This is a genomic window from Streptomyces sp. NPDC037389 (genome assembly GCF_040636475.1).
Classification (GTDB): Bacteria; Actinomycetota; Actinomycetes; order Streptomycetales; family Streptomycetaceae; genus Streptomyces; species Streptomyces hesseae.
This window is the reverse complement of sequence record NZ_JBEZUS010000003.1, coordinates 484,881-496,637: the sequence shown is the minus strand read 5'-3', so window position 1 is coordinate 496,637 and position 11,757 is coordinate 484,881. Positions and strand designations below refer to the sequence as shown.

Sequence of the window (11,757 nt, the reverse complement as noted above, 5' to 3'; positions counted from 1 at the left end):
CGTTCAGCGGGTGTGGCGTACGAAGACGTCCCAGGTGGCGTTGGTGTCCCCCGGCACCAGGTTGTCGGCCATGCTGCTGAAGGCCACCGTGCGGCCGGAGGCGTCGGCGCCGGCCGTGGTCGACATGGCGTTGCCCTGCGTTCCGTCGCTCGCGACGCTCAGCCGTTGGACGGCGCCGGTCCGCAGGTCCTTCGCGAACACGTCCGTCGTGTTGTTGGTGTCGCCGGGTACCAGGTTGCCTGCGTCGGAAATGAAGATCACCCGCTGGTTGTCGGCGCTGATGATCCCGCTGCTGTAGGAGCCCCCGTCGGCCGGGGAGCCGTCGCCGGTGACGCTGACGCGCCGTGCCTCGCCGGTCTCCAGGTCCCGGACGTAGACGTCCGTATGGCCCGTGTCCGGCCCGGGCACGATGCCGTCCGTGTTGCTGGAGAAGACGACGTAACGCCCGTCGGGGCTGATTCCCAGTCCGGGGATCAGCCTGGCGGCCCGGCCGTCGAGGGTCTCGGAGGCCCGCCGCGTCGTTCCGTCGCGCTGGTCGTACACATGGAGCCGGAGCGGCCGGTAGCGCGGCTTCCCGGGCCCCTGGGCGTCGTCCCCCGGGGTGGGGCCGTGGCCGGGGGCCAGGTCGGTGGCCTTGCTCCGGAAGCCGATCCGGCTGCCGTCCGCGCTGATCACGGGCTCCGCCGACGAGTCGTTCCCGGGCGCGCCGGCGCCGTTGACGCTCACCCGCTTCGTGGTGCCCTTCGCCAGGTCGCGTACGTACACCTGGCTGTACCCGTTGGTCCCGCCGGGCATCAGGTCGGCGCGGGCGGAGGCGAAGGCGACGTGGCGGCCGTCGGCGCTGATGACCGGGTCGGAGAGGTCGCCCGGCGTCGTGAGGTCCGGGAGGAGTCGGCTGGTCCGCCCGGCCCGGCGGTCGTGGACGAGGACGTCGCGCCGGATGCCGGCCCGGTCCGGCAGCAGGTGGACGCCCTCGAAGACGACGTACCGCCCGTCCCCGCTGATCGAGACGTGCTCGGGCTCGCCCTCGATCCCGGCGCTGTCCGGGGCGGCGCTGTCCGGGACGGCGATCTGTTCGACCGCGCCGGTGCGCAGGTCCTTGACGTAGAGGTGTCTGCCGGTCCGGCCGCCGGGCACGAGGTCGGTCGCCTCGGAGAGGAAGGCGACGTACCGTCCGTCGGCGCTGACGGTGGGCGTGTAGGACGAGTTGTCCGCCTGGGCGCCGGAGGCGGTGACGCTCGCGCGCTCGGTGTGCGGTGGCCGGTCCGCCCGTGTGTCCGCCGCTGCCGTGGTCGTCGTCGGCAGGACGGTCATCGACAGGACGGTCATGGAGCCGGCCAGTAACGCCGCCGCCGTCAGGGCGGCGCGTCTGGAACGACGCATGGTTGTTCCCCCCTCGCGTGGTCGCGCATATGCGCGTGGAGTACGCGGAGGAAGCCAACAGTCCGGTCGGTCCCCGGTCAATGAGGAGCGAGGCCGCCTCCGCTCCGGATACGGCTGTTGCCGGAGTGAGCGCGTGGACGCGGATCACGTCGTGATGCGACGCGGCGCGTGTCACAGCGCCATGTGGTTTCCTCCGCCGTGCCCCGCCACTAGGTTCGGCTCATGTTCGCCGCCTACGCCGCACGCATCGACCGCGACCAGCCGTTGAACGGCCTTGAGCTGGGGGAACGCCCCGAGCCCGTGGCACGCCCAGGCTGGACGATCGTCAACGTCAAGGCCGCCTCGCTCAACCACCACGACCTGTGGACGCTGCGCGGCGTGGGGATCGGCGAGGACACGCTGCCGATGATCCTCGGCTGTGACGCCGCGGGCGTCGACGAGCACGGCAACGAGGTCGTCCTCCACTCCGTCGTCGGCGAGACCGGCCACGGCGTGGGGCCCGGCGAGCCGCGCTCGATCCTGACCGAGCGCTACCAGGGCACCTTCGCCGAACGCGTCGCCGTGCCCGTCTGGAACGTGCTGCCCAAGCCGAAGGAGCTGTCCTTCGAGGAGGCCACCTGTCTGCCCACGGCCTGGCTGACCGCCTACCGGATGCTGTTCACCAAGGCGGGCGCGCGGCCCGGGCAGAGCGTGCTGGTGCAGGGTGCCGGCGGCGGGGTGGCCACGGCGGCGATCGTGCTGGGCGCGGCGGCCGGGCTGCGGGTCTTCGCGACCAGCCGCGACGCGGCCAAGCGCGAGCGCGCCGTGGAGCTGGGCGCCGAGGCGGCGTACGAGCCGGGGGCCCGGCTGCCGCACCGCGTGGACGTGGTCGTCGAGACGGTGGGCGCGGCCACCTGGTCGCACTCGGTCAAGTCGCTCAGGCCCGGCGGCACTCTGGTGATCTCCGGTGCGACCAGTGGCGACCGGCCCCCGGCGGCCGAGCTGACGCGGATCTTCTTCCATGAACTCCATGTCGCGGGCGTGACGATGGGCACCAAGGAGGAGCTGGCCGACCTGCTCGCCTTCTGCGCGGCCACGGGTGTCCGGCCGGTGATCGACACGGTGCTGCCCCTGGACCGGGCCCGTGAGGGCTTCGAAAAGATGCACAGCGGCGATCTGTTCGGGAAGGTCGTGCTGACGGTATGAACGACGGATGCCGAAGAGACGCACGCGCACGGCGGCGTTCCTCGCCGCGATCAGCTGTGTCCTGACTTTTCTCGCTCCCGAGGCCGCCGGGGCCCACGCCGCTGAGGCCCAGGCCCCGCCCCGCGCCGGTATCCCTCACCTGACAGACGAGCACGGCCGGGCGCTCACCCTGCGGGGCTGGAACCTCGCGGACAAGGAGCACCGGGGCGAACGCGCCCTGGAGGACATCACCGAGCGCTCGCTGCGCGACATGGCCGGGCAAGGATTCGGCTTCGCCCGGCTGGCGGTCTTCTGGGACGACCTCGAACCCCGGCGCGGCGAGTACAGCGAACCCTATCTGCGGAAGATCGAACGCGTCCTGGACTGGGCGGCGAAGTACCGCGTCCGGGTACTGGTCGACGCCCACCAGGACGTCTACGGACCGGCCTTCGGCGACCACCGGGGCATCCCCGCCTGGGCCACCCGCACTGACGGACTGCCCTACCGGCAGCACCCCGACGACTGGTTCGCCGAGTACTTCGAACCCGCCGTCCAGGCCGCCTTCGAGCACCTCTACGAGGACGCCGACCTTCGGCTCGCCCAGACGCGGATGTGGCAGGTGCTGGCCGGCCGGCTCGCCGGACACCCGGCCGTCCTGGGCTACGACCTGATCAACGAGCCCATGGGCCGGCTGCGTCCCGGCGAGGACATGTTCACGGCCGCCCGCCGTATCGAGGCCACCCAGATCACCCCCATGTACCGGCGTATCGCGCGGGCCGTCCGCGCCGTCGACCGGAAGCACTGGATCTTCATCGAGCCCACCCCGGCGGCGGGCGAGGGCAAGCCCACCGGGCTGGGCCGGGTCGCCGACCCCAGACTCGTCTACGCGCCGCACTTCTACAACGCCGCCATGGAGGCGGGCCGCGACTACGACCCCGCGTCCGGCTGGCTGGAGGCCTACGAGGCGGCCGTCGTCCGCTACCCGCGCGAGTACCACGTGCCCGTCGTGGTGGGGGAGTGGGGGCCGCTCGACAGCTCGCTGCCCCACATGGGCCGGTTCTACGAGGACGCCGTCGCCTCCATCGGGCGCTACGCGTCCGGATGGGCGAGCTGGCAGTGGTGCTACGGGGAGACGTACTGCGCCATGGACCGGCAAGGGCGCTTCCGCCCCAACAAGGAGCGCACGGCCAGCCCGTACGCCCCCGCCGTGGCCGGTACGCCCCGCGCGGAGGCGTACGACCCCGGCGCGCACTCCTACCGGCTCACCTATCTTCCCTCTCCGGGAGGAACCAGCGAGTTGTCCTTGCCCCCCACCCCCCACGGCTGGCGCGTTACGGTGACCGGACCGGCGCGGACCAGCACCGAAACCGTACGGCCGGGCCGGCGCGGCACGGTGTTCGTCCACGCTCCGGGACGGGCGGCGGGACCGGTCACGGTCATGGCCATGGCAGGACGCACCGTGAACTGACGAGGAGCGGTGGCGCTGTTCCGAAGCGCTGAGGATGATGCACTCCGGGGGCGCTCGCCCTGCTGTTCACCGCGCGGTTGCGCGTCGTTGTGAATGAGTGTGCTGGTCCGGTTCCGGGCCGCCGGGGGTGAAGCCATGTCCTCGCCGATTCCACCGTTGCCGTCCGTGGGGGACTTCATCGCGGCGTTCGAGAGATTCGTCGTGGTGCCACCGAAGCGGCGCGGCCCCTCCGCCAGGGTCGTGCTCATGCCGCAGGGCGATCCGGATGTGGCGGCGCGGATCGCCACGGGGGAGTGCGGACGGCTGCGGGTGTCGGGGCGCGCGCTCGTCCCGTACGTCCGGGTCCTGGAGGCACCGGGGGCCCCGGACGTGTTCGAGCAGATCGAGCAGGGCCTGCTGGACAATCTGCCCGACGGGTTCGGCCGGCTGCGCCTGCCGCGCTACCGCCTCGTACGGACCTTCGCCCAGGCCCGCTCCCGGGAGCGCGATCCGGGCGTACGGGCGAGGGACCTGCGCGACAAGTGCTTCGTGGAGCGGCGCAAGACCTCGGTCCTCCTCAAGTTACTGCGCGCGATCAGCCTCGCCGACGTGCCGGGGATGGCGTCCTGGGCGTGGCAACCCCTGCGACAGCTGTTCGAGGTGCTGCCGCGCTGGCTGTACGGGCGTCGTCAGCAGCGCCTGATGATGGGCAAGGACGGCTGGTTCCGGCGCTGGGCGGGGATCCCCGACGGGCGCGGCGACTTCTTCGCCCAGCACGAGGAGGTGACCGGGCGCGAGGCCGACGCGCTGCTGTGCGCGCTGCTCGGCGATCTGGAGGACGCCGTCCGGCGGCGCCGGATCTCGCCGTGGGTCCGGCGGCGCCGCTCCCGCTTCGTCCTGGTCGTTCCCAAGGCGGGTGCGGCCCGTTCGCTCACCGAGAGCGTGGTCGAGGGCTTCCCACGGGCGGTCGAGCGGACCAAGAGCACCGCAGTGGCCCTGCTGGCCGTGGGCTATCAGGACGAGCGGGAGGCACCCCAGTCCTTCGCGACGGCCACCAACACCGTCGACTCCTGGACGCCCGGCCAGAGCACGGGCCGGGGGCGGTCCGTCCACGTGGCCGTACCGCCCCAGGACGGCCGGACCGACGTGGAGGCCGACAGCTGGTTCCGCAGCTACCCCGAGATCAATCCCGGCGGCAGGACGCCCTCCGCCGTCGCCCCGCGCCTGGAGGCCCTCGCCCTGGCGGTGGCGGGCGTCGTGGTGCTGTCGCTCATCGCCTACGGCGGCATGATCTGGTTCCCCCGGGCGGCCGACACCCGGTGCCTGGGCGCGACCGTACCCGGGGCGAGGTCGGCGCCCCCGGGCAAGACCACCGGCCGGAGCCCCAAGGCGGTGTACCAGGAGGCCCTGGACACCATCAAGAACCAGAACGACATCGCCGACGTGGCGGCGCGGGTGAACCACGCGATGGTCCGCACCGTCGTCTACCTGGGCGTGCCCGCGCTCGCCGACACCTGGAAGGACGCCATCTACAGCGGCGCCATCCCCGAACTGCGCGGCATCGCGCTGGCCCAGGGGGAGTTCAACGGCGAGGCGGCCAGGGTGTCCGACAAGGTGCGGCTGAAGGTCCGGGTCGAGGACGCGGGGATGCGCTTCTCCAAGGCGCCCGAGGTGGCCGATCGGCTGGCGCGGGAGATCCGGGCCGAGCCGTCCGGCGCCCAGCAGATCATGGGCGTGGTCGGGCTGGCGCAGAGCCGGCCGGACACCCTGAAGGCCCGGGACATCCTCGCGGCCGCCAATGTGCCGATGGTCGGCACGGTGGCGACGGCGGAGGCGATGCAGCGCAGCGACCTCTACCGGCAGGTGGCCCCCGACAACCGGCGCGAGGCCAGGATCGCCGCGGCCTTCGCCCGCCACGGCAACCTCGTGGAGATCTCGCCCGGCCGCTGCGTCCCGGCCCGCCGGGCGGTGGTCGTGGCCGACCCGGAGGACACCTACAGCGACAATCTGAGCACGCGGTTCGTCGAGCAGATCCCCGACGCCCGGACGATCTGGTACTCGGCGCAGCCCGGCAAGGCGTCCGAACGGCGCGTTCCGCCGGACGACCGCACGGAGTGGGCGCGCACCCTGTCGGACATGGCCCGGATCGTCTGCGGACGGATCAAGGAGGACCGGCGCACCGTGCTCTACTGGGCGGCCCGGCAGAACGAATTCGCCGCCTTCCTCGACGAGTTCGACGGGCGCGCGGAGTGCAACGGGCGGCTGACGGTGCTCGGCGGCGACGACCTGACCGGTGTGGTCGTCGACGACCAGAAGCCGAGCAAGCGCCATCCCGGGGTGCGGCTCTACTACGCCGCGCACGTCCTGCCCGACGGCTATCCGCCCAACTCCATGGGCCGGCTCTTCCGCCAGCAGTACCTCGACGCCTACGGCGACGACGACCGGTGGAGCGACGACGGCCGGGCCCCCCTCGCCTGGGACGCGATGCGGGTGCTGTCGACGGCCGTCAACACCGCCTACCAGGACTCCCATTCGTCCCTCCTCACCCGGGGCATGGTCGAGTCCGACCTGGTGAAGGGTGTCGGCGGCCCGAACGGCATCCAGGGCGCCACGGGGATCCTGGCCTTCGCCAACGGCGGGAAGGTGCCCGTGAACAAGCGGCTGCTGATCCTGCACGACACCAGCGACGGGCCCGAGGTGTCGCTGGAGTGCGGGGCCCTCGACAGCGAGGAGGAGAAGACGTCCTGGGGGCCGGGCGGCGCGTACGACTGCCCGAGGGACGCCCGGGATCCGGGCCGAGCGTGATCCGGGCTGAGCGTGATCCGGGCCGAGCGTGATCCGGGCCGAGCGTGCGGTGAGCGTCACGCCGGGGCCGCGGTGGGCGTCATGCGGGGGCGCGCGGCGTAGTGCGCCGGAGTGGGTGGCGCACCCCCGGCGTGCTGAGGATGATGGGCGCACGGGGGCGTATCCCCGTGTCCCTTGCCCTGGCCGTCCGTCATGGGAGGGACTCGCCGGCCCGGTTCCGGGCCGTTCGGGGGGTGAAGCGTGTCCACGCCTGTACCACCATTGCCGTCCGTGGGGGACTTCGTCACGGCCTTCGAGGAGTTCGTCCTGGTGCCACCGGGACGCCGGGGCCCCTCCGCCAGGGTGCTCCTCGTGTCACCGCCGGGCGGGGACGAGGCGGAGCGGGTCGCCGACGGCGAGTGCCAGCGACTGAGGGTCCGGGGGCGGGCGCTCGTCCCGTTCGCCCGGGTCCAGGAGGCGACGCGGCGCGCCGGCACCACCTCGCGCACCCGCGATGCCTTCGAAGAGATCGAGATCGCCCTGCGTGACAACCGGCCCGCCGGCTTCGGCCGGTTACGGCTGCCGCGTTACGAACTCCTGCGCGCCTTCGCCGACGCGCGCACCCGGGAGACCCAACCGGCGGTGCAGGCGAAGGACTTCCGAGACCAGTGCTACGCGGAACGCTGCAAGACCTCGCTCTTCCTCAAGGCCCTCTACGCGATCAGCGGCGACGACCAGGCACCCGCGAGCGTCCCGGGCTGGCTGTGGCACTGGGCGCGTCGGCCCCTCTTCGGCGTGCTGCCGCGCTGGCTGTACGGGCGGCGGCAGCAGCGCCGGATGATGGGCAAGAACGGCTGGTTCCGGAGCTGGGCGGGGATCTCCTCCGAGCGCGGCGGCGACTTCTTCGCCCACCACGAGGCGGTCGTCGCCGGCCGGAACGACGCGCTGCTGTGCGCGCTGCTCAGCGATCTGGAGGACGCCGTCCAGCGCAGGCGCGCGCTGTCACCGTGGGTCCGGCGGCGCCGGAGCCGCTTCGTCCTCGTCCTCCCCCGGGCGGGGGCGCCCCACTCGGCCACCGAGAGCGTGGTCCAGGGCTTCCCCCAGGCGGTCGAGCGGACGGGCAGCACGGCGGTGGTGCTGCTGGCCGTCGGCCGGGACGGCCGGGACACCGCCCAGACCCTCGCGGCGGCCACGACCACCGTCGACTCCTGGACCCGCAGCCAGGGCCGGGGCCGGGGCCGGACCGTGACCGTGGGGGTGGGGCCCTACGACGGTCGCCCCGACGAGGAGGCCGAGAGCAGGCTGCGCGGCTACCCGGAGATCCGGCCCCGCAGGGTGTACTCCGACGTCGCGCCGCGCGTCGAGGCCGCCGTCATGGCCGTGGCGGGGGTCGCGGCGCTGTCGCTCGTCGCGCAATTCGCGGTGGCCCGGATCGGCGCGGAGACCAGCACCGAGTGCGTCGGCGCGAGCGTCGCCATGCCGGAGCCGGCCGCCCCGGGCAAGGTCCCCGTGGCCTCCCCGAAGGAGCTGTACGAGCAGGCGCTGTCCGCCATCAGGGCGCAGAACGCGGAGGCCGACGCGGCGGCGAGACGCCCCAACACGGCCGTCCGCACCGTCGTCTACCTCGGGGTGCCCGCCGTCGCCGGGACCTGGAAGGAGGGCATGTACAGCGGCTCCATCCCCGAACTGCGCGGCATCGCCCTCGCCCAGGAGGCGCTCAACCGCGAGGCTTCCCGGGACGTGGCCCGCAAGGTGTGGCTGCGGGTGCGGGTCGAGGACGGCGGCCAGCAGTTCGCGAAGGCGCCCGAGGTGGCCGAGCGCATCGCCAAGGAGGCCGAGGAGGAGCGGAAGAGCGGCGGAAGCCAGCAGATCATGGGCGTGGTCGGGCTGGGGCAGAGCCGGGCGGCCACCCTGAAGGCCCGGGACACCCTCGGCGCCGCCGGGCTGCCCGTGATCGGCACGGTGACGACCGCGGAGGAGATGCAGCAGAACCATATGTACCGGCAGGTGGCGCCGGACAACCGGCGCGAGGCGCGCGTCGCCGCCGAGTTCGCCCGCCGCGGCAACATCGTGGAGACCTCGCCCGGTGTGTGCGCTCCCGCCCGGGAGGCGGTGGTCGTCGCGGACCCCACCGACCGCTACAGCGACAATCTGCGCCGCCGGTTCGTCCAGGAGTTCAAGAACACCCGCACGATCCTCTACACGGCGGAGCCGGAGGCGCCCTTCGACCCGCCGCAGGACGACCGGACCGAGCGGGCCCGCACCCTGACGGACATGGCGGCCTCCGTCTGCCGGCGGATCCGGGCCGAGCCCCGCACGGTGGTGTACTGGGCGGGCCGGGGTAATGAATTCTCCGCGTTCCTCGACGAGTTCGACAACGGCACCTCCTGCCGGGGCCATGTGACGGCCCTCGGGGGCAACGACCTGACCAGCGCCGTCGTGGACGCCCAGCAGCCCAGCAGCCGCCACTCGGGCGTACGGCTCTACTACGCGGCGCACGCCGTGCCCAAGAGCTACTGGCCCAACGAGGTGGGCCGGGCCTTCCGTGCGCAGTACCTCGACGCGTACGGCAAGGACGACCTGTGGAGCAACGACGGCCGTGCCCCCGTCGCCTGGGACGCCCTGCGACTGCTGGCCACCGCCGTGAACACCGCCCGCCAGACCTCCGGCACCGGTTCCTTCTCGCGCGACACGGTGCAGACCGTGCTGGCGGCGGGGGCCGGGGGCGGCGACGGGGTGCGCGGGGCCACCGGGACCCTGGTCTACGACCAGGGCCGGAAGGTGCCCCGGGACAAGCGGCTCCTGATCCTCCACGACACCCGGCAGGGCCCCGAGGTGGCGCTGGAATGCGGGGTCCGCGACAGCGGGGACGAGAAGACGGAGTGGGGGCCGGGGGACGCGTACGACTGCCCCCGGGACACGACGGATCTGCCGTGAGCGGGCAGGCGTGCGCCTGTCCGCGCCCCTCGGCCCGCTCGGCCGTGCGGGCCGCAAGTGCTTCACGGGAAGCGCGGTCAGGTGGCTTCGGGCCGTCCGTGGCCGGTCGTGCCCACGCGGCGGCAGCCGCATGACGACACCGCCCCGCGCCCCTACGGGGCGCCTCAGTCGCGTGGCGCCTTCAGCAGGTCCGCGATCTGCACGGCGGCGGCCGCCAAGTGGCCTCGCGCCTGCCGGAGCTGATCGGGCGTCACCCCGTGGTCGCGGGCCGCGTCGCGCACGTCGTCGCGGAAGCGGTCCAGCAGCCGGTCGAGGTCGCGGGCCGGTTCCTTGGAGAGGGCGTCATCGGCGACCGCCCACTCGGGCAGCGGATACGAGGCGCTCAGCGGCTCGTCCTCCGCGCGCTCCACGACGATCACCGGCTCCGGCTCGTCGGCGGAGTGCCCCGGAGTCCGTCCGGCACGCATCTGCCCCGCCAGCGTGCCGAGCTCCTTGGCCAGCGCGCTGACGCCCTCGGTGATGCCCGCGGGCCAGTCGCCGTGCCGGGCGTGCTCACGGACCTGCTCCTGGACGCGCTCGGTGATGCGCCGCACCTCCTGGCGCGCCTGCTCCTGGGCCTGCCGGGCCTGCTGGCGGGCCGTCTGGGCGTCCTGGCGGGCGCGGCGGCTCTCCTCCTTCGCCCGGCGAGCCTGCTCCTTCCACTCCTCCTTGGCCTTGCGGAATTCCTCCTTCGCCCCGGCGAAGTAATCCCCTCCGGAGTCTCCAGGGCCTCCGGAGCCGCCGGCCGCGGAGTCCGTACGGGCCTTCAGCGCGGCCTCGCGCATCTCGCGGCGCAGGTCGCCGGCGGCCCCGCGCACGTCCTCGCGGATGTCGGCGGCCAGCGCGGCGACGGACTCCCGGATCTCCAGCTCCAGCTCGGCCAGCTCGCCCCGCCGGTCGGCGAGTTCGGCGCGGCCGGCATCGGTGATCGAGTAGACCTTGCGGCCGCCCTCGGTGGTGTGGGTGACCAGGCCCTCCGCCTCCAGCTTGGCGAGGCGGGGGTAGACGGTGCCGGCGGAGGGGGCGTAGAGCCCCTGGAAGCGCTCCTCCAGCAGGCGGATGACCTCGTAGCCGTGGCGCGGGGCCTCGTCGAGGAGGCGCAGCAGGTACAGGCGCAGTCGGCCGTGGCCGAAGACGGGGGGCATCAGAGGACCTTTCCCGACGCGGGGGCGTCGTCATCGGGGGACGGCGGCCGGCGCAGGAGCGCGACCGCGCCGGAGACAGTGGTGATCTTGAGCTTGCCGCCGCCCGAGCCCAGCGTGCCGGTGATCCGCTTGGCGCCCCACTGGCCGCCGACCCGCAGGTCCTCGAAGGCGCAGGAGACCGGGCCGCTGGTGGTGTTGGCCTCGACGTCGGCGTCGACCTGCTGCGGCAGCCGGATGGCGACCTCGCCGGAGACGGTGGTCAGCGCGAGGTCGGGGGTGCGGGCGGTGCCGGCGAGGTCGATGGTCATGTCGCCGTTGACGGACTCCGCCTTGACCCGGCCGCCGGTGCCCTCGATCAGGGTCAGGTCGCCGGAGACGGAGTTGAAGCGCAGGTCGCCGCCGAGGGACTGAGCCTCCAGCCGCCCGGAGACGGACTCCGCGCGGACCTCGCCGCTGACCCCGACGAGGGTGATGTCCCCGGTGACGCCCTTGACCGCCGTGGGGCCCGCGATGCCGGAGACGACGGCGCTCGCGCCGACGACGCCGGTCTCGACGCGGGTGGCCGTGGGCACGGTCAGTGTGATCGTGGCGGAACGCTTCCACTCGCTGCGGTCGAACCACTTGAGGATGTTCTTCCAGGGCAGGTCGTCATAGGCGACCGTGAGGGTGCCGTCCCGCAAGGTGACGACGAGCGGGGCTCCCTCGATCTCGGACAGCTCCAGCCCCGCGGGGCCGCTGTCCTTGCCCACGACATTGACGGTGCCGCCCACGATGCGCACCGCGAGTGCCGTGACGGGCTCCTCGAAGGTGAGCTTCTGGGGTGCGGCCAGTGACCACTGCGACCGGTCCGGCATTCCG

Annotated in this window: 7 protein-coding genes; 4 read left to right on the top strand and 3 right to left on the bottom strand. The window is 73.3% G+C overall.

Going from position 1 to position 11,757, the window contains the following annotated elements:
- Positions 1–3: 3 nt before the first annotated feature.
- Positions 4–1,383 carry a hypothetical protein gene (locus AB0E98_RS08965; RefSeq protein WP_361700206.1) on the bottom strand — a complete coding sequence of 460 codons (1,380 nt, stop codon included), beginning with the start codon at positions 1,381–1,383 and terminating at the stop codon, positions 4–6.
- A gap of 222 nt (positions 1,384–1,605) precedes the next feature.
- Here AB0E98_RS08965 and AB0E98_RS08960 point away from each other — a divergent pair, with 222 nt between their 5' ends.
- The 4 genes from AB0E98_RS08960 (at position 1,606) to AB0E98_RS08945 (ending at position 9,715) form a co-directional block, all read left to right on the top strand.
- Entirely contained in the window at positions 1,606–2,568 is a 963-nt protein-coding gene (locus AB0E98_RS08960) for a zinc-binding dehydrogenase (protein ID WP_361700203.1), read from the top strand.
- Positions 2,569–2,575: 7 nt separating this feature from the next.
- Complete coding sequence (locus AB0E98_RS08955) at positions 2,576–4,015, top strand: cellulase family glycosylhydrolase (RefSeq protein ID WP_361700200.1); 1,440 nt, start codon at positions 2,576–2,578, stop codon at positions 4,013–4,015.
- 135 nt (positions 4,016–4,150) lie between these two features.
- On the top strand, positions 4,151–6,799 hold the full coding sequence (locus AB0E98_RS08950) for an ABC transporter substrate-binding protein (protein ID WP_361700197.1): 2,649 nt from the start codon (positions 4,151–4,153) through the stop codon (positions 6,797–6,799).
- A 270-nt stretch (positions 6,800–7,069) separates the two neighbouring features.
- Positions 7,070–9,715 (top strand): ABC transporter substrate-binding protein, encoded by a 2,646-nt coding sequence (locus AB0E98_RS08945; protein ID WP_361700195.1) that lies wholly within the window; start codon positions 7,070–7,072, stop codon positions 9,713–9,715.
- A gap of 164 nt (positions 9,716–9,879) precedes the next feature.
- Here the strand turns inward: AB0E98_RS08945 and AB0E98_RS08940 are convergent, their stop codons facing one another.
- Positions 9,880–10,899, bottom strand: a complete 1,020-nt coding sequence (locus tag AB0E98_RS08940; RefSeq protein ID WP_361700193.1) for a PadR family transcriptional regulator — start codon at positions 10,897–10,899, stop codon at positions 9,880–9,882.
- On the bottom strand, positions 10,899–11,753 hold the full coding sequence (locus AB0E98_RS08935) for a DUF4097 family beta strand repeat-containing protein (RefSeq protein ID WP_361700190.1): 855 nt from the start codon (positions 11,751–11,753) through the stop codon (positions 10,899–10,901). The genes AB0E98_RS08940 and AB0E98_RS08935 overlap by 1 nt, the downstream gene beginning before the upstream one ends.
- Positions 11,754–11,757 lie beyond the last annotated feature (4 nt).

Excerpts from the sequence above, each read along its gene's own strand:
- AB0E98_RS08940 (WP_361700193.1), bottom strand. The coding sequence starts at position 10,899 with ATGCCCCCCGTCTTCGGCCACGGCCGACTGCGCCTGTACCTGCTGCGC.
- AB0E98_RS08935 (WP_361700190.1), bottom strand. The coding sequence starts at position 11,753 with ATGCCGGACCGGTCGCAGTGGTCACTGGCCGCACCCCAGAAGCTCACC.
- AB0E98_RS08950 (WP_361700197.1), top strand. The coding sequence starts at position 4,151 with ATGTCCTCGCCGATTCCACCGTTGCCGTCCGTGGGGGACTTCATCGCG.
- AB0E98_RS08955 (WP_361700200.1), top strand. The coding sequence starts at position 2,576 with ATGCCGAAGAGACGCACGCGCACGGCGGCGTTCCTCGCCGCGATCAGC.
- AB0E98_RS08965 (WP_361700206.1), bottom strand. The coding sequence starts at position 1,383 with ATGCGTCGTTCCAGACGCGCCGCCCTGACGGCGGCGGCGTTACTGGCC.
- AB0E98_RS08960 (WP_361700203.1), top strand. The coding sequence starts at position 1,606 with ATGTTCGCCGCCTACGCCGCACGCATCGACCGCGACCAGCCGTTGAAC.